Origin of the sequence: Acinetobacter sp. YH12098, assembly GCF_013419235.1 — a bacterium.
GTDB lineage: Bacteria > Pseudomonadota > Gammaproteobacteria > Pseudomonadales > Moraxellaceae > Acinetobacter > Acinetobacter amyesii.
Map to the genome: position 1 here is coordinate 16005 of NZ_VPAO01000027.1, position 26670 is coordinate 42674.

At 39.3% G+C, this 26670-nt stretch carries 21 protein-coding genes, 1 tRNA gene and 1 pseudogene; 5 read left to right on the plus strand and 18 right to left on the minus strand.

Annotated features, from left to right (window positions below; all coding sequences use genetic code 11):
• Window positions 1-29: 29 nt before the first annotated feature.
• The 8 genes from FTU38_RS10350 to crp all read right to left on the minus strand — a co-directional run bounded on the left by FTU38_RS10350 (window position 30) and on the right by crp (window position 10786).
• Entirely contained in the window at window positions 30-452 is a 423-nt protein-coding gene (locus FTU38_RS10350) for a hypothetical protein (protein ID WP_078188623.1), read from the minus strand.
• Between the two features lie 234 nt (window positions 453-686).
• Window positions 687-1988 (minus strand): DUF945 family protein, encoded by a 1302-nt coding sequence (locus tag FTU38_RS10355; RefSeq protein WP_180111102.1) that lies wholly within the window; start codon window positions 1986-1988, stop codon window positions 687-689.
• A 128-nt stretch (window positions 1989-2116) separates the two neighbouring features.
• Window positions 2117-3283 carry a GNAT family N-acetyltransferase gene (locus tag FTU38_RS10360; RefSeq protein WP_180004895.1) on the minus strand — a complete coding sequence of 389 codons (1167 nt, stop codon included), beginning with the start codon at window positions 3281-3283 and terminating at the stop codon, window positions 2117-2119.
• Between the two features lies 1 nt (window position 3284).
• Window positions 3285-4835 (minus strand): GH3 auxin-responsive promoter family protein, encoded by a 1551-nt coding sequence (locus tag FTU38_RS10365; protein WP_180004894.1) that lies wholly within the window; start codon window positions 4833-4835, stop codon window positions 3285-3287.
• Entirely contained in the window at window positions 4835-5671 is an 837-nt protein-coding gene (locus FTU38_RS10370; protein ID WP_306669636.1) for a hypothetical protein, read from the minus strand. Before FTU38_RS10370 ends, FTU38_RS10365 begins: the two co-directional genes overlap by 1 nt.
• A gap of 225 nt (window positions 5672-5896) precedes the next feature.
• Entirely contained in the window at window positions 5897-8476 is a 2580-nt protein-coding gene (gene clpB, locus FTU38_RS10375) for an ATP-dependent chaperone ClpB (RefSeq protein WP_180026445.1), read from the minus strand.
• A gap of 347 nt (window positions 8477-8823) precedes the next feature.
• Entirely contained in the window at window positions 8824-9873 is a 1050-nt protein-coding gene (locus tag FTU38_RS10380; RefSeq protein WP_180004891.1) for an NADP(H)-dependent aldo-keto reductase, read from the minus strand.
• A gap of 202 nt (window positions 9874-10075) precedes the next feature.
• Window positions 10076-10786 (minus strand): cAMP-activated global transcriptional regulator CRP, encoded by a 711-nt coding sequence (gene crp / locus FTU38_RS10385; RefSeq protein ID WP_180004890.1) that lies wholly within the window; start codon window positions 10784-10786, stop codon window positions 10076-10078.
• 148 nt (window positions 10787-10934) lie between these two features.
• Between crp and FTU38_RS10390 the strand changes: the two genes are divergently transcribed.
• Both FTU38_RS10390 and FTU38_RS10395 read left to right on the plus strand, forming a co-directional pair.
• On the plus strand, window positions 10935-11363 hold the full coding sequence (locus tag FTU38_RS10390) for an OsmC family protein (RefSeq protein WP_078191820.1): 429 nt from the start codon (window positions 10935-10937) through the stop codon (window positions 11361-11363).
• Window positions 11364-11487: 124 nt separating this feature from the next.
• Window positions 11488-11688 (plus strand): annotated as a pseudogene (locus tag FTU38_RS10395) (IS5/IS1182 family transposase); the annotation flags it as partial.
• A gap of 86 nt (window positions 11689-11774) precedes the next feature.
• On the opposite strand, the gene FTU38_RS10400 reads toward FTU38_RS10395, so the two are convergent.
• From FTU38_RS10400 to efp, 7 genes are all read right to left on the minus strand, one after another.
• A tRNA-Val gene (locus FTU38_RS10400) sits at window positions 11775-11851 on the minus strand.
• A gap of 32 nt (window positions 11852-11883) precedes the next feature.
• Window positions 11884-13896, minus strand: coding sequence for a DUF3488 and transglutaminase-like domain-containing protein (locus tag FTU38_RS10405; RefSeq protein WP_180004889.1), 2013 nt, complete (start codon window positions 13894-13896; stop codon window positions 11884-11886).
• 3 nt (window positions 13897-13899) lie between these two features.
• Window positions 13900-14805 (minus strand): DUF58 domain-containing protein, encoded by a 906-nt coding sequence (locus FTU38_RS10410; protein WP_168377824.1) that lies wholly within the window; start codon window positions 14803-14805, stop codon window positions 13900-13902.
• A 12-nt stretch (window positions 14806-14817) separates the two neighbouring features.
• Entirely contained in the window at window positions 14818-15774 is a 957-nt protein-coding gene (locus tag FTU38_RS10415) for a MoxR family ATPase (protein WP_180004888.1), read from the minus strand.
• Window positions 15775-16005: 231 nt separating this feature from the next.
• Entirely contained in the window at window positions 16006-16308 is a 303-nt protein-coding gene (locus FTU38_RS10420; RefSeq protein WP_180004887.1) for a YbdD/YjiX family protein, read from the minus strand.
• A gap of 13 nt (window positions 16309-16321) precedes the next feature.
• Complete coding sequence (locus FTU38_RS10425) at window positions 16322-18424, minus strand: carbon starvation CstA family protein (RefSeq protein ID WP_078190161.1); 2103 nt, start codon at window positions 18422-18424, stop codon at window positions 16322-16324.
• A gap of 194 nt (window positions 18425-18618) precedes the next feature.
• On the minus strand, window positions 18619-19188 hold the full coding sequence (gene efp / locus FTU38_RS10430; RefSeq protein ID WP_067762759.1) for an elongation factor P: 570 nt from the start codon (window positions 19186-19188) through the stop codon (window positions 18619-18621).
• Between the two features lie 388 nt (window positions 19189-19576).
• On the opposite strand from efp, the gene epmB reads away from it, so the two are divergent.
• Genes epmB through FTU38_RS10445 form a run of 3 tightly spaced genes read left to right on the plus strand, consistent with a single transcriptional unit; the run spans window position 19577 to window position 24464 of the window.
• Entirely contained in the window at window positions 19577-20593 is a 1017-nt protein-coding gene (gene epmB, locus FTU38_RS10435; RefSeq protein ID WP_180111103.1) for an EF-P beta-lysylation protein EpmB, read from the plus strand.
• A gap of 14 nt (window positions 20594-20607) precedes the next feature.
• Window positions 20608-22353: a GTPase gene (locus tag FTU38_RS10440; protein ID WP_180004885.1), complete on the plus strand. Its 1746-nt coding sequence runs from the start codon at window positions 20608-20610 to the stop codon at window positions 22351-22353.
• Window positions 22335-24464: an EAL domain-containing protein gene (locus tag FTU38_RS10445; RefSeq protein WP_180111104.1), complete on the plus strand. Its 2130-nt coding sequence runs from the start codon at window positions 22335-22337 to the stop codon at window positions 24462-24464. The genes FTU38_RS10440 and FTU38_RS10445 overlap by 19 nt, the downstream gene beginning before the upstream one ends.
• Before the next feature lie 84 nt (window positions 24465-24548).
• On the opposite strand, the gene rpmE is transcribed toward FTU38_RS10445, so the two are convergent.
• The 3 genes from rpmE to FTU38_RS10460 all read right to left on the minus strand — a co-directional run bounded on the left by rpmE (window position 24549) and on the right by FTU38_RS10460 (window position 26487).
• Window positions 24549-24773: a 50S ribosomal protein L31 gene (rpmE, locus tag FTU38_RS10450; RefSeq protein WP_078190165.1), complete on the minus strand. Its 225-nt coding sequence runs from the start codon at window positions 24771-24773 to the stop codon at window positions 24549-24551.
• Window positions 24774-24990: 217 nt separating this feature from the next.
• Complete coding sequence (locus FTU38_RS10455) at window positions 24991-25461, minus strand: hypothetical protein (RefSeq protein ID WP_180004883.1); 471 nt, start codon at window positions 25459-25461, stop codon at window positions 24991-24993.
• A gap of 51 nt (window positions 25462-25512) precedes the next feature.
• Window positions 25513-26487: a bile acid:sodium symporter family protein gene (locus FTU38_RS10460; protein ID WP_180004882.1), complete on the minus strand. Its 975-nt coding sequence runs from the start codon at window positions 26485-26487 to the stop codon at window positions 25513-25515.
• Between the last annotated feature and the right edge of the window lie 183 nt (window positions 26488-26670).

A 26670-nucleotide genomic window follows, 5' to 3' on the forward strand; every position in this document is an offset into this window, starting at 1 on the left:
GAAATTCCTGATCTATGAAATGAAGCACGTCAGTGCTTCATTTCAACCACGACTCCATCTGGATACGTTACTCGAATATTTTCATGTCGCTCTTGCAGCACGATACGGTTAATCGGTGCGACTTCTGGAGATTGTATTAACCCGACCTGATCCGCTGCCCTTTTCTTTTGAAGCAAATAATCACTCATGGTTGAGCCTTCAAGCTGGGTCTCCTGAATGATCTTATTATTACGATTAGATTTATGATTTGAATTTTTCTGCTGCTCTTCTTTGGGTTTAGCTGCTTCACTCTCAATAATATCTAAGGTTTCTTCACTAAATTGTTTTTTACCTTGCGTTTCATTCGACAAACGCTGATCTGAAATTGAAGTACCCGCAAAAGCGGTAGACTGAACAGCGATCAGAAAAATGCTACTAATAAGACTGTGTTTTACCCAAGAACATTTAGGCATGGATGAATGAACAAGTTTCCGTCTAAAAAAATAATCGTGTGAAATGGTGTCTTTCCTATTGTTGTTTTCATTGGCTAGTTGCCCATTGACGCTAGCAACTTTTCAACTGTTCAACAATGGCTAGGCCGCTGTGTTCCGATAAACTGAAAATCATAATTCTGTAGCCAAAAATACAAAACCGCCAATCTATGACGGTTTTATATTTTTTAAACTTAACTACTCACTACTGGTTGCTTATTTCTTTTGTATGGCTTGACCAAAAAGCTTTTGACCGAACTTATATTGCATACTCATGACCATGTTATCGCCATCGCGCTTGCCTTGCCCTGATGTTTCAAAACCAGCAAACATGGCTTCAGCTTCCTGTCCTGACAAACTTTTGCCCTGTAATTGCAAAAAGTTATTCATGATTGCAGTCATCATATTTTTATCAAAACTTAAGTCTGCTTGAAAATCCAGTAAGCTCGGCACCATTTTAATAAAAGACTCCATTGAGGCATGGTGACCCGGCATGACTTTCCCCACGACATTTGCAGAGGCTTTACCTCCACCAATACTGATCGAGTTATCTTTAGACTCAAAATCAAAACCTTGGCTTGCGATAGCTAAGAAAGCTTGAGTCATTTCTTCACTTGATTCACTCACTGCATCGCATGAATTTTCCACCTGATGCAAAAGTTCACTAAATGCACGAACTTTATCTAGATTGACTTTATGTAATGCCAAATTTAGTGCGAAATCTTTGGTGACTGGTGAACCTGGGAAATCCATCTCATCAGCTTTTAAGTAGCCTTCAAAGTCCACATCATGTTTATTTAGTTCGGTCTCCCAACGCAGTTGCATACCACGCATGCCGCCTGAGAACTTTTGATCTAAACGTTTGATAGAACCCGCTTGGATTTCAACAAAGCCATTTTCAAGATTTTTCTGATTTAGACCTTGATTGGTCTTCATCGAAAAATTTTGCACCATGGTTTGCATTGGACCTTCACTCAACCGAACCACAGGTAAATGGATTGAAAGCTCAGATACCTTAGTGACTTGCCCCGGTAAACTACTGATCCGAATTTGCAATTGGCTTGCATCAGCTTGTACTGTTGCACCTTGTGCAGTCGTTTTAAATGCAGGAATCTGTAAATCTGTTTTACTTTGACCAATCCAATTGACCAACGTTTTTGCCGTTAAGTCCGTGCCAAAAAGCTTGGCATATTCGGACGTACTTTGTTGTTGAACAATCTTAAAATTCGAGTTGATATTATAGCCTTTCAACCCACGTTGAATCTGATCTGTACCCTTCAACACGATCACTTCTTTGGGTTTACACGGGTCTGTTTTCAGGGTTAATACCCAATCGACCGTTCCACCCATCAAACCCATTTGATAATTGCTGTACTTTACATCAACATCTTGTACAGCTGCTGACCAATTATTCTGTGTATAAAATTGGGCAAGAGATTTATCTGCATATAAATTCCCTCCCACCACAGCTGCTGAAAGCACCGCTAAACTGCCAATTCCCCACATCCATTTTGACATGTCTTTCTCATTCTGATTATTCTTTGCGCAGTATACTGAAGAACTCAGTTACATAAGTACACAATCAGAATGATTTTAAATGATTGATTTGGCAGTTTTAATTGATTTTTTGATGGCTATCACTTCAACTATATACGCCCAGCTTCAAAATAACTAATACGTTTACGATCAAAAGCAGCGTATGGATTGGCTTTAAAACTATGAAAATAGTGCTTGGCTTTTAACACATGTGAGGTCGTATTTTTCATCCACTCAATACGCGGGTCCTTCTCTGCCAAAGTAATACAATAGGTTTCTTTACCACGTTGCTTTGTCTGCTGTTTTGCATGAAAAATCAAACTTGCAAATACGTCCAGATGTTCAGGATGACATAGCGGACTATGCAACATTAAATAATCAAAGGTTCCATGAATTTTTGGCAGTGATAAAACACCACGCACACTGGCATAGGCATTATAAAAAGGTTTCATCAACTTTAATGACCTTGAATAATCGATCACTCGAGTTTGTTTAAAACTTTTTTGATTCCATAAGCCATAAAGTCCAACCAACTGATTGTGCTGATCGTAAATCAAATAGAAGTCATCTAGATTTAAGCATGCCCAAAATGGATTTTGACCATCTACCAAAGCATTAAAATCATAGCTAGGTAAAAAATTATAATGGTCTTTCATTTTTAAAATGAAATCATTCGCTTCATCTACACGTTCAGCAGTCAGGGTTTTAAATTGATATTGATTGAAAGTTTTTGGTTTCACTGCCTGTGAAACGGTAAAGGTTCGAATTTCATCATAAAAATATGGCAGCGGAAATCCAGATCTTTCATGATGTAAAATACTGGCAGCGACAATATTGTCGTTTAAAACTACACTTTCAAAAATCGTGTCTTGTGGTATTTCATCATGGAGATAGTCCATCAATAAGCGCATGACTTTAGCACCACGATACGCTGGATTCATTCTTAAATCGGCGACATAACGCATCAGGTCAGGCTGACCATTGATATAACAATAACGCCATCCCAAATTCATCATCGCAATCACGATAGATGGATCTTCCACAGGGACAACCACTTTTAAATCTGGACGATTATACTGTGCGTGGCTGGCATCAAAATAACTGGGGTGACGCGCATAAGATAATGTGATGCCATTGCTTGGCATAGTCTCTGCACTAATTTTCATTAGTTGCTCATCATCTTCGACAGTCGCATTTCGAACCGCAAACTTAGTCTCATTCTTTGAATGATATAACGCCGTTTCGTCGAACGGTGCATCTAACACATCGATATCCATCTCAATACTCAATTATTTTTGTTTTCATTTTCTTAAGCGGCTCAGGCTTAATATTCCCTTCAATCATGCCATTGTTCATGGCTAGTGTTTTGTAGTAGTCCCAAGCATCTTGTACATGTACCACTTCAGGTTCATCCAACTGCCCTAGATCGCGTGCCAATTCATAATGAAAATTATGTTTAAGCAAACGGTCTAGTGCTTGAGCGGATGGTTGTTTATCTACATTGCCTTCACTGAGTAAAATATAGTGTGGTTTTTTAACCGAACATTGTTCAATACCCAAGATACTAATCGGCAAATAATCCGCTTGTTTAAACTCTGCAAGGACTTTAACTGCTGCATTGTGGTCGAGCTTTTCTCCGACCAAATCAACCGTCATTTTTCGACCTAAAAATTTAAAACATGGCACTTGCTGATAAAAGTCGGTGACTTCTAATTCATCATCAATCACATAACGAATTAATCCTGAACCTGTCGTGATCACAGGACTAGCGATATCGCCTATTTTCAGTTGCCAAGATGGCACCACTATTCGGCTGTCCTGCAAAATAAATTCATAAAAATGTGACTGATAACTTAAGGTAAAACGCTCTGCAAATGGAATCGTCACTACGCCTTCAGTTGCCCATAAACCTTTACCTTCAAATGCCACACCTGCAATTCGTTGCTGGAGTTGTACTGCCCACTGCTCTGCGCTCGCTGTATCCCAACTCGAAACCAGACTGAGTTTAGGCCACAGTTTTTTCCACGCCGTTGCTTGGGTTAAATCCAAGTCTTGTAAGCGATAGCATTGTTGACAAGATTTAGGAACTTGCAGAAAACTCAAACCATCACGTTGCCATTGTCCAGTTTTTAAGACCTGTACAATTTCAGCTTGATGTTCTTGAATAATATCCAGCAATTGCAATGCAAATGTAGGACTCCATACCGAAATCATGCCTAAATGCTTATCTGCAACGAGATACACCGCGGTTGCAAACATGGCATCTTCGGCTGAATTTGCCATCGCAATTTCAGTCGGTACCGATTGAGTAATTTTACTCAACACTCGCTTCGACAGATTAAGCAGCGCACTGTCATCATTTAAATTACTATTTTCTAAAAGCTTTCGCTGGCTTTCAGGCAACCATGAAACCGACCAATAATGCGTTGAATTTTTAAGTTGTGGGTGTGTCCGATATAAATTAGTCAGCCATAAACCAATAGCCTCATCCAATTCATCTAAAAAAGCCTGAGTATAGGGAATGAATTTAATTGCTTCACTCGACCCACTGGTCGGTTGAAACCGTACAATTTTTTCAGGCCCCAAACTATTTTTGCCACTTTGTCTGGATTGTTCAATTTGGCTTTTCCAATTGCTATAACGAGAAAGCGGATACTTTTTGGCAAATTGCTCATAGCTTAAATTTTGCGAAATGTGCTGCTTTAAAAAATGGCTTAATTTTTTACGTTGCACATTTTCTAGCTGATTTGCCTGCTGTGTATAGCGTTGAAACGCTTTGCGGCAGGCAATATTCAAAACTTGATGTGCAGTGGTGAGAAGCAATCCCATTAGGCCACCTTCGAGTCAGAACCTGTCGCAATATGTAATGTACGTGACTTATAACGTAACTTGCTATCATGTTTGCTCACACTGGTGGTCTTGGTTAAGAATCGATTCACATAACGGTATAAATCGCTCCAGCGTAATTCACCAATGCACGGAAGTTCTGTTCCATCGACCCAAGTTGGGTTCTTATCTTCAAAGAAAGCTATCTTGGTATTATTTTCGCGCATTTCATGGGTGATGGGCGCAACATCTGCTTTGAGTGGTTGATAGTCTTCGCCAAAATTCAGCAGACCCGTTTCGTGGTTATAATATTCTGAGAAGTATTCTTTACAGTACGATTCAACAAAGTCTTTGAGATGAGCATTTTTCTCACCATAGTGTGGATAGTAGCTGTAGTAGTTATTGGCTAAGAGCAGATAAGTTTTAAAGCCTTTAGAGATTAAAATCCAATATATAGGTGTTCTTGGATGACGAAATTTAAAACTAATAATATAACGGAACATTGCTCTAGTTAATGCACGATTTCCCCAATACTCTTTCTCAATAATGGTATCTCCACTGAAAAAAGCATGTCGGGCTTTACCATCAACAACAAAGTCACGTTCCATAACCGTCGAAAATCCGACAATTTGATTATTTTTCGGTTCAATAATAAAAAAAACACCGGTTTTTTCTAAGAAGTCGCGTTCAAAAATTTCATAACGGGTATTGGCATAATACTTTTGATAAATACCATACATGCGTTTGAGTTCTTGAACAGTGATGTCATCTGTACGTTTATACAAACTATAAGGTTCTTTTTTGATCTGCCTAAGCAGTTTAAATTCCATCATAATCATAATTCCCTGTTGCCATTCATTCATGATGAACGAGCGATATTGTTTTTGTTTTACAGAACACAGTCATCTCGTTGGATGTGTGCGGACGTCATCTTAGTGGGTGAAAATGATGAAATGCAATGAACTTTACGTATTTAAACGAAAATTACGACAAGCGTAAAATTAAAAAACCCGGCCTAAACCGGGTTTCTGTTTTTACAACTGGATGTAGCAGATTTGTGCTTTTTAGTTGAGTTTTAACTTTTCAAAAGTTAGGTGATCTCCTTCCGCTTGAACGACAATCGTATCGCCCGGTTGGAAAGCACCTGATAAGATTTTCTGTGCCAATGTATTTTCAACTTGTTGTTGGATAGCACGTTTCAGAGGACGTGCGCCATACACAGGGTCAAAACCAGCATCGATAAGTAATTCAAAGGCACTATCTTCAACCGCCAGACTCATGTCTTTATCTGCCAAACGAGAACGTAAGCGATCCAACTGAATATCCGCAATGCCACGAATTTGCGCTTTTTGTAAAGAGTGGAAAACCACCAACTCATCAATACGGTTCACAAATTCAGGTCGGAAATGTTCAGATACCGCAGCCATAACCACAGCGCGAACTTCGTCTTTCGACGGGTTTTCACCTAATTCACGAACATCGGTTGAACCTAAGTTCGAGGTCATCACGATCACGGTGTTTTTGAAATCAATCACACGTCCTTGTGAGTCTGTTAATCGACCATCATCCAACACTTGAAGCAAGATGTTAAAGACGTCTGGATGGGCTTTTTCAACCTCATCAAACAACACTACACTATAAGGTTTACGACGAACAGCCTCGGTTAACACACCACCTTCTTCATAACCCACATAGCCCGGAGGCGCACCTACTAAACGGCTCACCGAATGCTTTTCCATAAACTCTGACATGTCGATACGAATAATCGCATCATCACTGTCAAATAAGAAATTACCTAAAGCTTTGGTTAACTCAGTTTTACCTACACCTGTAGGCCCAAGGAATAAGAATGAACCACTTGGGCGGTTTGGATCGGATAATCCTGCACGAGAACGACGCACCGCATTCGACACTGCTACGACAGCTTCATCTTGACCCACTACACGGTTATGTAAGAACTCCTCCATGTGTAAGAGTTTTTCACGTTCACCTTGCAGCATTTTCGCAACAGGAATACCTGTAGCCGCACTTACCACTTCAGCGATTTCATTTTCAGTGACTTTGGTACGAATCAGTTTCGGTTCTTCATTCACCTCGGCAACTTCTTCTTCATTCAAGCGTTTTTGCAACTCAGGAATAACACCATATTGCAAACGGCTAGCTTCTGCTAAATCACCTTCACGTTGTGCTTTTTCAAAGGCAGTACGTGCTTTATCTAGCTCAATTTGAGCCTGATTCGTGCCGTCAACCAAACGTTTTTCCGCAATCCACACTTCTTCCAAATCACTATATTCTTTTTGAACTTCAGCAATTTGTTTCTCTAGGTGCTCAACTTCAGCTTTTGAGACTGAATCTGCATCTTTTTTCACAGCTTCAAGTTGCATTTTTAACTGAATTAAACGGCGATCTAAACGGTCAAGTGGCTCAGGTTTTGAGTCAATTTCCATTTTGATTCGTGATGCTGCTTCATCAATCAAATCAATGGCTTTATCTGGCAACTGACGGTCTGTGATGTAACGGTGCGACATTTTTGCCGCAGCAATAATCGCAGAGTCTAAAATTTGCACACCATGATGGGTTGCATATTTGTCTTTTAGACCACGTAAAATCGCAATGGTGTCTTCCACACTCGGTTCATCAACGATCACTTTTTGGAAACGACGTTCTAATGCCGCATCTTTTTCGATATATTGACGATATTCATCAAGTGTTGTCGCACCTACACAGCGTAGCTCACCACGCGCTAATGCAGGTTTAAGCATGTTACCAGCATCCATTGCACCATCGCCTTTACCTGCGCCAACAAGCGTATGTAATTCGTCAATGAAAAGAATAATCTCGCCATCATATTTGGCTAAATCTTTTAGAACTGCTTTAAGACGTTCTTCAAATTCACCGCGGTATTTTGCACCTGCAAGCAATGAACCTAAGTCAAGTGAAAGTACACGTTTACCTTTCAGACTTTCAGGAACTTCGCCATTGACGATACGCTGTGCTAAGCCCTCAACGATTGCAGTTTTACCCACACCCGGCTCACCAATCAGTACGGGGTTGTTTTTACTACGACGTGATAAAACCTGAATGGTACGGCGAATCTCTTCATCACGACCAATAACTGGATCTAACTTGCCTTCTAATGCACGTGCATTGAGGTCTAAGGTATATTTGTTGAGTGAATCACGTTGATCTTCGTGGTTATTACTCATGACTTGTTCACCGCCTCGTATTTGTTCAATTGCATTGCGTAATTTATCTGTCGTTACGCCTACACTATTTAATAAGGTTTTGGTTTTACCCGTTTCAGCTAAACCGAGAATCACCCAATCTGTAGAAAGAAACTCATCTCCAGCTTTTTGAGCGAAACTGTCGGCTAAATTTAGCGCTTTGACTGCTTCAGGATTTAGGTTGATGTCCCCTGTCGGCGTCGCAATGGTGGCAGTATCCTGTAGGGCTTGCTGAAGCTTGGTTTTTAACTCAGGAAGATTAGCACCTGCCTGTTGTAACAAGCTTTGGTTCGAAGGCTCTTCAAGCAATGTCGAAAGAATATGGATTCCTTCAATGGCTGTATGGTCTTTCCCCATTGCTAATGATTGTGCATCGGATAATGCTTGCTGCAAACGGTTTGTGAATTTTTCAAATCGCATTCTTGTTATACCTCACAACAAATTCTGTACTTGAAGCATATATGGGAGTCATATTTAAAATTTCAAATACATTTTTTAAATATTTTTCAATGAGTTAATTTTAAGATAAAGATAAATCTCAATTATAATATTGGTATAAATAGAATACTTTTCAAGTCATTTATTGAAGAATTTAGTACTTTATTATGTTATTTAAATACATATGTATTTTTAGGCAATTTTCTTGTCAACTCAAATGACTTTCTGACAATAAAATTCAATGATTTTCCATTTGCTTAAATAATAAAAATGTCAAAAAAGCCCACATTTACATGTAGGCTTCTGCTTAATCCAACAAAAGATTCAACTTAAGGTGCAGGATTTGGCTGTTGGCGATGAATATCTTCAATCCCTTTTATAATGTCTTCTGATAAATTCACCTCAAAAGCATCAATATTTTCTTTCAACTGATCTAGATTTGTCGCACCAATAATTGTACTGGTGACAAAAAATTGCTGCTTAATAAATGCTAGTGCTAACTGTGTCAACGTTAAACCATGCTGTTCAGCCAATTGTGCATATTGTTCTGTTGCCCATTCACTCTCCGCATTTGAATAGCGGCTGAAGCGTGAAAATAGTGTCACTCGAGCATTGGCAGGACGTGCACCATGACGGAATTTACCTGTTAGATAACCAAATGCTAAAGGTGAATATGCCAATAAGCCCACGCCTTCGTAGTGTGCAATTTCAGATAAACCGATTTCATAAGTACGATTCAACAAACTATATGGATTTTGCACACTGACAATTTTTTCTAAACCATGCTTTTCTGCAAGTTGTAGGAATTTCAACGTTCCCCATGGCGTTTCATTAGATAGTCCAATTGAGCGAATTCGACCTTTTTTCACCTCATGACTTAAAGCAACTAATGTTTCTTCTAAATTGGTAATAGTTTGCGTACTGTTTGCTTCGGCATTGCCATAACCCAATTTACCGAAAAAGTTGGTTGGACGTTGCGGCCAATGCAACTGGTATAAGTCAAGATAATCTGTTTGTAAGCGCTGAAGAGAATGATCCAGTGCAGACTCAATTTCCGAAGCAATAAATTTAGTTTGCCCGTCACGAATATGACTACCGCCTTGTGACGGCCCTGCAATTTTTGAAGCTAAGATTAATTTATCACGTCCACCGCGAGCTGCAATCCAGTTACCAATAATAGTTTCAGTTGAACCTTGGGTTTCAGGTTTCGGTGGGACAGGATACATTTCTGCAGTATCCCAAAAGTTAAGACCACGCTCTAAAGCATAATCCAGTTGCTCGAAAGCTTCTGCTTGGGTGTTTTGTTCACCAAACGTCATAGTGCCTAAACAAATTTCTGGAACTAAAATGCCAGTATGGGCCAATGGTTTAAATTGCATGCCGTAAATTCCCTCTTTATTTTAAATATCAATATATAAGTCACGAAGTAGCTTACCTAAGATATCGGCTTTGTTTAAATCATAATTTTCTGTTTATTTGTCAAAAAATGTGAGAAAGGCTTGTTCAGCTATAATGGTGAGAAATGAATTGACATAAAAAAAGCAAACCCCTGAGTTTGCTTTTTTAGATTCGGAAGAATGATTATTCTTCGTCGTCAAATTCGTCAGAAGCCAATTGACTTTTATCTTCAAGCGATGCATCAAAAATTAGAATCGCTTTACCATCAGTTTCAATCATGCCTTGCTCTTCAAGTGTTTTTAGAACACGACCAACCATTTCACGGGAACAACCCACGATACGACCAATCTCTTGACGAGTAATACGAATCTGACGACCATTCGGCAAAATCATTGCTTCAGGTTGTGAAGATAAATCAATTAAGCAACGTGCAATTCGACCTGACACGTCAATAAACGCAAGGTCAGTTACTTTACGCGTCGTATTTTTAAGACGGCGTACAAGCTGTGCAAATACCGCATAACTTAAGTCTGGGTATTGTTTACTTAATTCATGAAAGTTTTCATAGGTAATCTCAGCAATTTCACATACATCTCGCGTACGCACTTCTGCAGTACGCTGTGCATTTGCTTCGAATAGACCCATTTCCCCAAAAAAGTCACCCGCATTTAAGTACGCAACCACAATTTCACGCTCATCATCTTCGCGTAAAATGATAGATACTGAACCCTTAAGAATTAAATACAAAGATTTAGATTCTGAGCCCGCATCAATGATTGTTGTACGTTTTGGGTAACGATTAATATATGCACGTTTTAATAATGCCTTCACCGACTCAGGTAACTGCCCCGGAGATAGCGCATCTGTGCTAAGTTGTGAAAAGTTTGAAGTCATGCTAACAGTTTCCGAATATGGATAATTTATAGATCGCACAAGACCTAAAGTGAACTTGTCACACGTAAGAGTTGAAATTCCTTATCAACTCAATTTATGTTAGTGTACAGGTACTGCGTAAATTTATAGCTTTTTTTAGGGACTTGCAATGCAAACTAGTGTTCATTGGCTAGAGAATGTTGCTTTTGAAGCAAAAACTCAAAGTGGTCACACTGTTATGATGGATGGATCACAAGAATATGGCGGTGAAAACCGTGGTCCGCGCCCAATGGAACTGATTTTAACAGGACTTGGTGGTTGTGCATCTTTCGATATTGTGACGATTTTAAAGAAAGCACGCCAAGACATTACCGATGTTCGTTGTGAATTAAATGCAGAACGTGCCGACACTATTCCTGCTGTATTCACTAAAATTCATTTGCACTTTGTAGTCACTGGTCATGGCGTGAAGGAAAAGCAAGTTGCAAAAGCGGTTGAACTTTCTGCTGAAAAATACTGTTCTGCTAGTAAAATGCTGATGGATGGTGGTGTAGAAATTACCCATGACTTCGAAATTTTAGAAACTGAAGATGCATAATTTATTTGTTCAATTAAGAGCCGCATAGAATGCGGCTTTTTTGTTTCAAATAATCCGCTATAGCATACATTGTATAAAGCACTGCTATATAGTCATAAACGCAGAAATATGAGCCAAAGAAGTAGCGAATATACCAAGGAAAACGAATAGCCAATCGAACAATGACCATATGGACTGGTATTTATATAAAATCAGGCATTTAGTTGAAAATATGTTTTGTAGATTAAAGCAATTTAGAGGAATAGCTACTCGATATGACAAGCTCAAAAGGAATTATCAAAGTTCTGTTGCTTTAGCCTGTATATTTTTATGGCTACCTTTATAGGGTTAATTATGAACAGTAAATGTCAACAGACCCTAATAATTTCAGATAAAAAAAAGCAGAATCATTTTGATTCTGCTTTTTGAATTTGGTAGGTTTAACCAGATTCGAACTGGTGACCTCTACGATGTCAACGTAGCGCTCTAACCAACTGAGCTATAAACCTAGAATGCGTAGAATCATATTCATTTTTATTTTTTATGACAAGCCCTTTTCTGACTTTTTTAAACTTTGCGTACAAGTTTTAAGCAAAGCCTTAAAATATTGAATATCATGAGAACTTAGCGCGGTACCTACATAAATTTCCTGCTCAAATAACGTAATAACTTGTTCAAATGCCGCCCTTTCCTGTTCAGGTACATTTTCAGCCAAACGTTGTAACCAATGCCGAAAACTTTCAGAAGCCACTTTTTGCTGGCTCAAGGGTAAATTCTTAGCAAACTTGGCAATTTCTCTTTCAAGAGAGCTTAGGCTTTTTCTTTTTTTCCACAAAATCCATATAAAATATAATGCTACAATGCCACCAATACTCAAAATAAGAATTAAAACACCTGCATAAGCAGAATTTGTACCGAGCTTTTTAAACCATTGTTGCTGTGATTCTGCATTGTAACCCACTACTTTACTCTGCCATTGGTAACTCGCATAATCACTCCATACACGGACTTTTTTCAACATCGAAAATTGTTGATAGGCCCAAGTCGACTGCTGTCTCCCAAAAATTGTCCGATCTTGTTCCATATAATCCTGCATCCCACCATCGATACGCTGAGGTGCGATCATGGCTGTAGGATCAATTCGACGCCAATGTTGATTGACATAAACCTCTGTCCACGCATGTGCATCGAGCTGACGAACCTCCCAACTTTTTCCATCTGGTGCTAATTGACCACCTTGATATCCCACAACAATACGCGATGGAACACCCACATAGCGCATCAACATTGCAAAACTCGATGCAAAATGTTCGCAAAACCCCTTTCTTGATCCAAATAAAAAATCATCTATCCGATTTTGCCCCAATACACCTGGGCTTAAGGTATATGCAAAGCGATTTTGTTTATACCATTGCAAAACTTCGGCAATATAACGCTCAGGATTTTGACGACTTCGCTGCCATAAAGTTTGGGCCAATTGTTGTGATTGAACATCCAAGTTTTCAACATAGCGAGTGTTTAATTTTTCAAGTAAAGCTACATTTTTTATTTGAGGAGGTTCTGCACTTCCTAACCATTTCAGTTGAATCGGCTCTGTACGTGCTGTTAATCGGTAGGGTGTAATTCGACCATCTTGACCTAATGCAAAACGTGCTTCATTGGGAACGGATTGCTCCAACGACATAATCCACATCACACTTGGGTCGGCAGCCAAATATTGATAATTCAATGTCCGCTTGGGTTTTAAATCAGCTGGATTCAGCTGTATAACGTTCTGGTTAAAAAAATGACTAGTCCATTTAGAACCATCATATTCATCTAATGCCATCGCCCGCCAATACAGCTCTGTACGTGTTGGCAAGGCTTGAATATCACCAATTATACGAAAAGCCAAACTACTCGACTGTGATAACTCAGCAATATCGCCCGGAGACATGTTGTCACTGATTCCCGTTGTGGCTTTATTTTCAGGAATAGGAATATGCCATAGCGGCGGCAGGCGTGGAAAAAAGAGAAACAGCAAGATAAAGAATGGAACAGCTAAGGCAATAAATTTACCCACATGCCCAATATCTTGTTTAATCGCCTGTATTTCACCGCCTGAGTTTTGGCTAAAACCAACGGTCTGTAAACGATATAATCCAATAAAGCAGCTCAACAACGCCAATAAAATAACCAATGCCATGGCAAAAGACTGGCTAAACAAAAAGCTACTGGCAATCACAAACATCGCAAAGTTAAATAAAATAATTACATCACGACGTGTTTTTGTTTCTAAAGATTTAGCAAATAAAAATGTACTGAGTACTGCAACCCCTGCATCAACACCAATAAAGGTTTTATGGCTTATATAAATGCTAAATAATGCTGTCAATGTCAGCACATAGGTTAAAATTTTAGAAAATGGTTTTTTACTGGCGCGGGTATTGAGTAATAAAATAAGCCAAATAACTAAAAATACTAATGATGTCGCCACAGGGATATAAAGCATTTGTGCAATGAGCACCAATGCTAAAGTGAGTAATATTGAGCGGCGTATGGTATTTTCAATCATCTCTTAAGCCTGCGCCAATAACCGTTTTGCTTCGGAATAATGCAGTTTTCCAGTACCTGATGCTAACTCAGCATTAGGTAAATACAGTGCATATTGATCGTGATTTTTTTCAGCCTGCTCGACCAAACCCATCATGAGGCTAAGTTTTTCTTCATGACTTTGAGCTGGCATATGGTGATAATGAATCTCCAATTTCTTTAGATCTTCATATTGCTCAAAAACTTTGACATACAAGCCTTGTCCTCGTGCTGCTTGTTTCCATGACACCGCATGAAGTGAATCCCCCGTCTGAAAACTCCGTAATTCGCGAAATTCATCAAGATCAGGTTCAAAATTTTGCTGTTGTTGCTTATTTTCCACGGAATGCAAACTGGCTTGTGGCGCAACCCACGCGGGGTGTTGTGCATACAAATACGTCCAGGCCCGAACTAAACCAAAAGGATAAACACTATAAATTTGTATTGGCGGAATCTGAAAAACACCGCGTTGGCTGGTTGTAAAATTTAATTGAAAGCATTGCTGTTGTGTATTGAACAGTAATTTATGTAGCTGATTTTCTGTTTTAATCCACAAATATCGCGCCTGTTCAACCTCTTGTTTAAAATAAATTTCGACCGAAAGTAATTCCCCAGCTTGCGGGATATCAACAACATTTATTTGAATCTGCAACGCATGAAGCTGTTTAAAAGTAATATAGAAACTAATACACAATACGGCGCTAATTAAAAAGCAAAAGCCTAAAATCAAATTATTGGCATAATTCACACCTGCAATAAAAGTGATGAAAATTAATACCAAATACAAGTAGCCTTGCTGATAGATAAAGATCAAGACATCTTTTTGAGTCAGCTGCTTGTGCTGATCGATTTTAAATCGACGTTCAATCCATTGCTGCCACATTGAAGCCAAGGTTCAACTCCTTTATTGGATCGAAACTTGTTCTAAAAGCTTAAAGGCTTCAAGATCTGACAACCCAATTCGATGAGATACCACAGCTGTAAAAACGGCTTGTACATCGTCAGGATTCACATAATTTCGCTGCTCAATCAGCGCATAGGCTTGCGCAGCTTTCTTTAAGGCTAAAACACCACGAGTAGAAAGACCATGTCTCCCCTTACGTGTCTCAGCAGCAAGATCCAAAATGTAATCCATTAAACGATCACTCAGATGTATCTGCTCGACAAACCCTTGTAGTTGTAAAATTTCTGCTTCATTAAAGATATGTGCTAATGCCGCAATCAGATCATGGCGTGAAGTTTGTTGGAGCAATAATTTCTCTGCCTGACGCGATGGATAACCTAAAGACAAACGCATTAAAAACCGGTCCAACTGGGACTCAGGTAAGGCATAAGTACCACTTTGAAATAAAGGGTTTTGTGTCGCAATCACCCAAAATGGTTGAGGCAAAGCATATCGCACACCGTCGACCGTCACATAGCCCTCTTCCATCGCTTCCAATAAAGCACTTTGGGTCTTTGGACTACAACGGTTGATTTCATCTGCCAATAAAATTTGGGTAAAAATCGGCCCAGATTTAAACTCAAAATGATGTTCTTTTTGATTAAACATATTTACCCCAATCACATCGCTGGCCAGCATGTCATTGGTAAATTGAATCCGTTGAAACTTTAATCCCGCCAAATGTGACAAGGCGCTAGATAATGTCGTTTTTCCTAAACCAGGTAAGTCTTCAAATAGCACATGCCCGCCTGCCAATAGACAAGCTAAAGCCAATTTGGTTTGCTGATTTTTATCCAAAATAATTTGGTTAATTTGTTCGAGGAATGTATTTATTTTCGGGTAAAAAGGCGCAAGGCTCTGCTCACTTAAAAGCGTTGATGTATTATTTTGTTGGCTTTTCTCTGATCCCCAAAACACCTTTTATTCCCCAATAAAAAAGTTAAATGAATGATTAACATACAGGGTTTTATTTAAAAATACAGTGTTTATCTCCAATCTATACCCAGTTCAATACTTTAAATACATACGCTTGATATTTATTGGGTATACAAAAGCGTTTTTTTCGCTTCGACTGATCAAAATTCAGCAATAAAAAAAAGCGTCCCGAAGAACGCTTTTTTTCTTAGATTTTTAGCTCGAGTCAAAGCATTAGCAAGGACACTTCTTCATGTCACCACCAGCTGATGGATAACGTGCATCTACACAGTGACGATAAAATGTTTTTGCATCCATCGCTTCCAAATCAGGATGATGTTTTGCCATATGTTCCAAATAGTTTTGGTAATCTGGCACACCCACCATCAGGCGGAAGCTTTGCTGTAAACGTTGCCACAACTTCGCAATACGTGACCAATTTTTCGGGTTCAGAATTAAATCCTTCTGCGACATAATGGTCATTTTAATGATTTTATAAATCACCGTTTTTCCACTTTTTGCAAACTTCAGGTTCATTCATATTCCCCTATTAATGTGCTGAATTCGACGGATTAATTTCAGCTGGGTCACGGTAAATCGCTTCTGCTTCATTCACCGATGGATTTGGATTTGCCAAGGCACGACGCACCACACCAATCGCTGCAAATAACATCACAAATGCCACGATCATAAAGAATGCACAAAGACCGGCATTGATTTGATTCGACAATGCAACCGTATGCATTTCAGCCATGGTTTTCGCAGGTGCCAACAATTCATTCTTCGCAATGGCTGCATTAAAACGATCTGCTTGCGCCAAGAAACCAATCTTTGGATTTTCGTGGAAAATCTTCTGCCAACCAGCGGTCATAGAAGTAATAAACAAGAATACAGTTGGGATAATTGTCACCCAAACATACTTTTGTTTTTTCATCTTGAATAAAATCACTGTACCCAAGATCAATGCCATCGCAGCAAGAATTTGGTTACCAATACCAAATAGCGGCCATAAGCTATTAATACCGCCGAGTGGATCAACCACACCTTGGTAAACGAAGAAGCCCCAACCTGCAACAGCTACCGCTGTACCTAACAGATTTCCAAAGAAATTATGTGAGTTTTTAACCGCAGGAACCACGATACCCACTGTATCTTGCACCATGAAACGACATGCACGCGTACCTGCATCCACAGCAGTTAAAATGAAGAGTGCTTCGAATAGAATCGCAAAGTGATACCAGAACGCCATCATTGAACGGTTATTGAAAATTTCCGTAATAATGTGAGCCATACCAATCGCAAATGTTGGCGCACCACCTGTACGAGACAGAATCGAGTTTTCACCCACTTCTTGTGCAAGTAAGGTCAATGCTTCAGGTGTTACCACGAAGCCTAATGTACGTACTGCTTCCGCAGCAGATTCAACCGTTGTACCAATCACCGCTGCTGGTGCATTAATCGCAAAATACACACCAGGCTCTAGAATCGTTGCACAGACCAATGCCATGATCGCAACAAAAGATTCCATCAACATGCCGCCATAACCGATCATACGAATATCTTTTTCATTATTCACAAGCTTCGGTGTCGTTCCTGAAGAAACGAGCGCATGGAAACCTGAAATAGCACCACAGGCAATGGTAATAAATAAGAATGGGAACATTGAACCTGCAAATACAGGACCTGTACCATCAATAAAATGCGTTACTGCCGGCATTTTCATTTCAGGCAATGCAAACATGATCCCGATTGCCAAACCTGCAATAACACCAATTTTCAAGAAAGTAGATAGGTAATCACGTGGTGCAAGCAGTAACCAAACAGGTAATACTGATGCCACGAAACCATAACCAATCAACCACCAAGTTAGTTCAGTACCTGAAAGTGTAAAGAATGGACCCCAATAAGGATGCTGTGCAATGTCGCCACCATAGATAATCCCTGCCATCATGAGTACAAAACCAATGATCGACACTTCTGCAATTTTACCCGGACGGATAAAGCGCATGTAGATACCCATGAAAATCGCAATCGGTACCGTTGCAGCGATACTGAAAACACCCCACGGACTGTTGGTTAATGCTTTGACAACAACCAATGCAAGCACCGCTAGAATGATGATCATCACGCCAAGTGCACCAAGCATCACGATGATTCCGGCAAAAGAACCCAGTTCTTGTTTTGCCATTTCACCGAGTGAACGCCCATCACGACGAGTCGAGATGAATAAGACTAAAAAGTCTTGAACCGCACCGGCGAGAACAACACCCACCAAGAGCCAAATTGTTCCCGGCAAATAGCCCATTTGTGCAGCAAGGATCGGACCGACTAATGGGCCTGCACCTGCAATCGCGGCAAAGTGGTGACCAAATAGAACGCTTTTATTGGTTGGCACATAATCCAAACCGTCAGCTAAGCGATGGGCAGGCGTTAAACGTCGCTCATTCAGTTCAAAGACTTTATTGGCAATAAATAAACTATAAAAACGATACGCAATGCTATACACACAGATTGCTGCAAGGATCAGCCAAACTGCATTGACATGCTCGCCTCGACTGAGTGCTAGTATACCGAATGAAACGGCACCTAGAATGGCTACAAACAGCCAGATAATCTTTGAAGCCATTCCTGACTTCGGTTGAATGGTTTCCATCTCAATCCCTCATAAATGTTGAAATAAATCAGCTTGATTTTTCTTGTTCGAGGTACTGCTGTTTCTTCCCTTGAAACTCTACTCCTGTTATGGGCTTTTTCATCTAATACTTTGGCATAAAAATTTAAACCAATAGGTATAAAAAAAGGGATGAATCACTTCATCCCTTTCGATAATAGTCTATTTTTAAACCATTATGCACGTTCTAAATAGTCACCAGTACGGGTGTCTACACGAACGCTTTCTTCTTGCTGTACGAATAATGGAACACGTACTACTGCACCAGTTTCAAGCTTAGCAGGTTTACCGCCACCGCCTGAAGTATCACCACGTACACCTGGATCAGTTTCAACGATTTTTAATACAACGAAGTTTGGCGCGCTCACAGTTAAAGGAACACCGTTCCAAAGCATGATTGTGCAAAGTTCATTTGAGTCATCTTTCAACCATTTAGCCGCGTCGCCCATAGCAACTTTATCAGCAGCGATTTGTTCGAAAGATTCTGGGTCCATGAAGTTCCACATTTCACCATCGTTATACAAGTAGTTCATTTCAACTTCTTGGATGTCAGCAGCTTCTAGTGAATCACCAGATTTGAAAGTTTTTTCTAAAACTTTACCAGTTTTAAGGTTACGTAATTTTACGCGGTTAAAAGCTTGGCCTTTACCTGGTTTTACGTATTCGTTTTCCATGATTGAACATGGGTTACCGTCAAGCATGACCTTAAGGCCTGACTTGAAATCATTCGTAGAATAATAGGCCATGACTGGCTCACTCCAAACTTACTAACTTTAATCTATAGATGCTATGGGCTGTAACATGTCATTTAGCAAGTACTGACTGTAACATTGGCTGCCACATGCACATTAATGTGATATTGCGTATTCTAAATGACCAATGCACCATGTCGCAACGAAAAAATCCCCATTAAAGGGGTCAAGCTGCTTAACTTACACTCAGACATTAAAGAACTTTGTTTATACAATGCCCACAAACAGGTAAAATTGCTGTTTACTGAAACTTAATAAATGTTTCGTAGGCTTCATCCGTTCTAAGCTTTATCGGAATTTTTTCAGCTTAAACATCAAAGTTCGACGCATTAATTTCAGCAATATTCCCTACTCACCTTTCTGCATTTTTTAAACAATCGGCATGATAAACTATTTATTTCAAGAGCAAAACTGGCAAACTCAATTGAGTGATTTGATTACAAATCCTCAAGAATTACTCGATGTATTAGAACTTTCGCATGATCAGTTATTATCAGGTGCTCAGTTCGCAGCAGATGAGTTTCGCCTACGCGTGCCGCGCGCTTTTGTCGAAAAAATGCAAAAAGGTAATCCGCTCGATCCGCTTTTACTCCAAGTCCTACCGCATCATTTGGAACTTGAAGAACACACTGGTTTTGTCACTGACCCATTAGGTGAAGAACAAGCCAACCAACAGCCTGGTGTATTACATAAGTACAAGTCTCGTTTTTTACTGACTTTAACCGGCGCCTGCGCGGTCCATTGCCGTTATTGTTTCCGCCGACATTTTCCCTACCAAGAAAACCTGCCTAAAAATGACGATTGGGCAAACATTAAACAATATATCGAACAACAACCCGATATTAATGAAGTGATTTTAAGTGGTGGAGACCCGCTCACACTATCAAATCGTAAACTTCAAGTGTGGATTGAACGTTTATCGACTTTGCCACAAATTAAATTTTTGAGAATTCATTCACGAGTTCCTATCGTAATCCCCAACCGTGTCGATGAAGAGCTGGTTTCTATTTTAAAAAACAGTAGGCTACGCATTATTCTAGTGGTACACTCAAATCATGCATCAGAGCTAGATGACTTCACGTGTAGCCAGCTTCAACAGCTTGTCAAACAAGGAATCACCGTGCTGAACCAAGCAGTCTTATTAAAAGGGGTTAATGATTCTGCAGATGTATTGGTCGATTTAAGTTACCGCTTATTCGACGCAGGTGTAATGCCATATTATTTACATGTTCTGGATAAAGTAAAAGGTGCTCATCATTTTGATACACCAGCTCAGGATATTGATTTAATTTATAAAAAAGTTTTAGAGAACCTACCAGGTTATTTGGTTCCTAAACTTGTACGGGAAATAGCGGGCGAAAAAAACAAGACACCGCTTTTTGGGGCTTCAACTTTTTGAGTTAAATAATAAAGATGACCACGCATACTTCAGATACGTTTTACAATCCGACTGAATTAAAGCTGGATAAACTAAGCTTTTGTCCGACCAATGCTAAAGGTCTACAAGAGTGGTTAAACGGTATTTCAATTTTACAATTGGGTACCTCATCTAAAGCTTTATTCAATGCCTTACTTGAAATCTCCGAGCTGAAATGCCAAGAGATGTTACGTTTTGATTTGGTTCAAATTTTACATCCGACTATGGAAAGTGTGCTTACCAGTTTAGAAAAGCACTTTACCAATCAAAGCCTAATTACGACGGATCGTAATGACCAAATCATTGAATTAGCTATGCTTTTACGCAGTCACTTTGCCAAAATCTATATTGATATTGCCAAGCGATGTAATCAGCAGCTTAATCAACAAAAGTTTTCGATCTTTTCATTCGGCCATAAAAAAAGCTTACAAACCGCTAGAATTGCATCAATCTACTATGCGTTGCAACAACTGACACTGTTGTTGTATCAACAACACATGTTGTATGCCACACCGACGGCGGGTCAATGGATTGCGGCACATCAACTGATTGAATGTGCCATTGAACACAATTTCTATCAAAGTAATGTCAATCAGTTACTGGGTACTCAGCATCAAATTGCAAATATTGCCCAAGCTTATGCACAATTGATCTTATTAGATATTTTCAATAATCATCAGATCCGCCCTGCTGAAATCCAAGGCTTGTATTTATGTAGCTTTGACTGGGTAAAATTGGTTCAAATCCTACCGAAAGAAACCACGCTTTCACGCTATATTGTAGACACGAAAAAAGATCATCCACCGATTTATAACTCTAAACAAGATCGGTCGTATCAAGCCAATGTGTACATTTCAACGCAAAACTTGCTCGATCATTTGACCGAAACGCAAACTAAGAATGCCAATTTCCTTTCTAAAAATGAAAAGCTATTCTTAACCCCTGCGCTGTATTTCCATATTCATAATATTTTGACCAACAACACTGAACGTCGTCATGAACGTTATGAATATTCTGCGCAAATCAATATTTGCTTTAGCTTAATGGTGGCGCATTTCTATCTCTCTAAAGGTAAAAACTTCCATGAAACTTTAGATTTAGAAGGTAATTATCAATTCCACAATGAAGCGTCTTTTGTCAATTCGCATGATTCAAATATGCCAACGGGCATGACCAATGCGAAAGCGCTAGATCGTGAAGCAAAACAGATTCATACCGCTGACGTTTTAGATATTAGTGTGAATGGTTATCGCATTAAATGGACTGGCCCTACCCCTGCCAATTTAAAAACCGGCGAATTTATTTTGATCCAAGAAAATGCTCAAAGCCAATGGCGTGGAGGTGTTGTTCGTTGGATCAAACAATCGACTGAAAAAAGTTTGGAATTGGGTCTCGAAGTGCTGGCTCAAGATTTGTATCCATGTTCAGCCCATATTCGTACCGACCGCAATACAACAAATCATCAACCTGCTTTATTGGTTCAGACCACACAACTAGATCAGGTGTCTACGACCTTAATTTTACCTGGGGCAAATCTCTTCCGAGAGAAACAAACGATCCACCTTCGCTTAGGCAAAGAAGACATCAAAGTCTACCTCACCAAAGCGCAGTTGGTGACGCAAAGCTTTATTCGCTTTGAATATGAATTATTGAATGAAGAGCAAGAAAATGTCGTTAAAGACTATATTGCGAAACAGAGCAATGAGATCAAAAATAACGACTTATGGGAAGCATTAAAGTGAGAAATCCATTACTATCCAAAAAACTAAAACGTACGGAAACTCGATTACTCATTATTGATGATAATCAAATACGTTTTAACCAGATACGTGATTTATTGACAGACAGCGAACATCAAGTTCATGCCATATTACTTGATGATTTACAAAATTTCGAAAAACAGCTGAATCTCAATTGGGACTTGATCATTTTTGGACGTGCTTATGATTTAAAATATGAACAAGCTTTAAGTTTAGTTCAACTATCGAGCCAACCGAATTTACCGATTATTTTACTTAAACCCGAAGACTATCAAGCAGAACAATATGCAAGTTTAGTCAAAAAAGGGATTTATGACATCGTCGATATTGCTGAACCTGAAAGTTTCTATTTTGGTTTAATCCGTGCTTTATCCTTTAGTCGCCTACAACAATCTCAACAGCATTTAATGGAAGAGCTCGAAACAGCTCAAATCCAAACTCAGTCTTTAGTTGAAGATAGTCGTAAAGCGGTTGCCGTGATTCAAGAAGGTATTCATATTCAAGCCAATGCTGAATATCTCACTTTATTTGGTCTAAAAAATGAAGACGATGTAATCGGGCTGCCCCTGCTCGATCTATTACAACCTTCTGACCTCAATGACTTTAAACAACGCTTTAAAAAAATCAGCCAAGGACAGCTCGACTTAGGACGTTTTGATCTTGATTCACAAAATATCGCAGTAGCTGGGCAAAACCCACTAAAACTCGACTTTATTGCCGCGGCTGAAGAAGATGCTTTACAGCTCGCAATTGAAATTGGCAGTCAAAGCAGCAATGCTGTAAGCACCGCGCCAGTTGAAGCCAGCCCACAAAAACCAAAAGCTTTTCAACAAATCAACCGTACCATCGGCCAACAACCTGCCAATGTAAATGCATTAGTGCTATTTACGTTGGCTTCTTGCTCAGATGCGATTTTTCAAAAAGATTGGAATACTTATAAGAGCTATTTCACCAATATTAAAGACTTCTTGAAAGATCAGACTCATGCTCCATTATTTAGTTTAGATAATGGTGCAATCGTTGCCTTATTCCAAGCGGATAATCAGCTCAAACTTGATTCTAAGTTGATTGGTCTTAACACCCTGAGCAAACCTCAATTACTCAGTGTAAACAATGAAACTTATCCATTAAATTTACGCATAGGATACAGTGTTTTAGACAGCGATATTCGTGATGAAGCACATTTTGATACCTTTATTACGAAAGCCTTTAATACTGCGCTACCAACCAACCAACAAGCACCTGAAATCGACTTAACGATTCCATTAGAAATTGACATACCAAGTTTGGATTTCGGTACAGCAGAAGCACAAATTGCGCCGATTGTCGTTAGTGATGAAGCTCCTGTTATCAAGGCCCTTCGCAACTGCTTAGAACGCGGTGAAATTCATCTTAAATATCAGCAACTGTATGATAAAGAAGATTCACATCTTTATACTTATGAAGTAACCAGCGGCTTTATTTTTGAAAATAAATGGAAAGATATCGCCCAACTACGTGAATTGGCTGAAGACTCAGAGCTATCCATTAAATTGGATCGTTGGATCTTGGTTGAATCGTGTAAACAGCTACACAACTTTATTACTCAGTTCCCTGAAGCTAAATTAATCGTTAACCTCAACAAGGAAGTGCTATATAACGACCGCACCTTCCCTGAGTTTATTTCAAAACTCATTACGATTATTCGTAGTAAATTGAAGAATCCACTGATTTTACAATTTGCAGAAGAAGACATTCAGCTCAATATTGATGCCGCTCAAAAAGCATTTGTTGAACTTCGTAAAAATGGTGCCGAACTGGCTTTACGTAATTTTGGTCATTCGATGTTTAGTGAATCATTATTACGTCAAATGGATGTTCACTGCTTAACACTAGATTCAAGCTTGACCCAAATGCTTGCAAACGACAAGTCATGCCAAGAGCTGCAAGAAAAAATTACCACTTATCATGAAATCAAAACTGTTGAAATCATGCTACGTGAATTAAATGACATGACACTGTTTGCCAATGCTTGGAATGTAGAAGCTCGTTTTATTCAAGGTGATTATTTCCAGAAGAAACTCGACCATCTCATCGATGTTCAGGACCAATAAGGTTCTGAACATTACCGATTTAAGGTTTATCTTTTTATCGGCACAAAAAAAACGGGCATAAAGCCCGTTTTTTCGTTTTGGATATTAACGTTTGATAGAACGTGACATACCAGCAAAACGTTGTTTGAATTTGTCGATACGACCGCCAGTGTCAACGCTTTTCTGTTTACCAGTGTAGAATGGGTGGCAAGCAGAACATACGTCTAGGTAAATAGTTTCTTTACCAAGAGCTGAACGAGTTTCAATTACGTTACCGCATGAACATGTAGCAACTAAAGTTTCATATTTTGGGTGAATATCGGCGCGCATCGTCGATTACTCCTAAGATTTAAGAAGGTTTAGCTGTCATCGCAATTGATCACTCTTGCATCACTACAAGGAAGGCTTAAAAAAGCAGACCAACACCATAACAGACCATTCTTTTGGCCCACCGAGACGGATACCGCCAGAGCTAAGCACAACAAGTTGGGGCAAATTATAGCTGATTTTTTAATGTTAATAAATAGATATTCAAGGCTGAATCGCTCTACTCTTTAGGTTGAGCTTGCTCTAAATATTTCTGATATTGTAATTCGACTGTACGCTGAAATTGGGCTTGATCAAAATGGTTTAATCTTTCAATAAATGCAGAACAAAACGACGCTGCATTTACTGACTGTAATGATCTGCTCATGCCCTCTAACATACTTTGAAGCTGCTGTTTAAATTGTACATCGACTGGCAAATCAACATCTTTTGCCTTTAATGGCTCTACACCATTAAAACGGACAGCCTGAACCGCAGCAATTAATTTTAGCTTTGCAGCTTGATAAGCCTGATCTAATTCCGTATTCATCTGTGGTTGTCGATCACGACAAAAATCTAGCATGGGCTGTAGGCTGATGAGCGGCATTTTTTCAATGACATCACGGTTAGTATTTACGGATAAATCCTCTTGAGCATGAACGACTGTGTTCATACCCAAGAATAAAATGAAGATGCCTTTTTTAATTTTCATGATTTTTTTTCATCTATATAAGGTATTTTAAAAGGACCTATTCATCTCGCCCTATTCTTGCCCACGGCTTTGTTTTGCCCAAAGGTTGGCAATCACACCACAGACCATCAACTGAATTTGGTGAAAGATCATAATCGGTAAAACTATCATCCCCATCGGCTGCCCAATAAATAAAATTTGTGCCATGGGCACGCCGCTCGCCAAGGTTTTTTTAGAACCACAAAAGAAAATCGTCTTTTGATCAGCTCGGCTAAAGCCCAACCAACGTGGTACATATAGCGCCAATAACATAATGATTGTTAACAAGACAGAGCACGCCACAATCAACAGGAATAAAGTCATACCACTCACATGATGCCATAGCCCTGCCACCACCGCACTGCTGAATGCGCCATAGACCACCATCAAAATTGAGCCCTGATCAAATACCTTCACAATTTTTGGCATTTTCTTCATATAAGGAAACACCCAAGGACGGAGGAGCTGCCCTAAAATGAAGGGAATCAGTAATAACAGGGTAATTTGGATAATAGATGCCGTCGGATCGTAGTTATGTTGTGACTGACCGAGAATAAAATAGGCCACCATCACTGGGGTAATAAACATCCCAATAATATTTGAAAATGATGCACTACAGACTGCGCCAGCAACATTACCCTGTGCTACCGAAGTAAATGCAATAGAAGACTGTACTGTCGAGGGTAAAAAGCACATAAACAAAAAGCCCCAATACAACTCTTGCCCTAACATCGGCACGAGAATTGGTTTCGCCATTAAACCCAATAATGGAAATAATGCAAAGGTAAAAGCAAAAACTAAAGCATGTAACTTCCAATGCATAATGCCTTCAACCACAGCCTCACGAGACAACTTTGCACCATGGAGAAAAAATAAAATGGCAATTGCAGCCGTTGTAATATAGCCAAAGATTTCTGCAGCTTGCCCACTAACAGGCAAAAACGTCGCAAGTATGACCATTACAAAAAGTAGAATGGTAAAACGATCCAAAGCCAACATTTTCAGCATAACAACATCCTGTACAAATTTCCCTTTTAAAGCTCATCGGCAAAAAAAATGCCCAATAAGCTAAATTTACCATTGAGTAAATTTCATCTTACTGGGCCATATAAATAAAGCCAGCTTTTCTCCGATATATTCATTATTTTAAACGTTGATAGTGAGCTCAACGCAAAAAAAATTTATAAATAA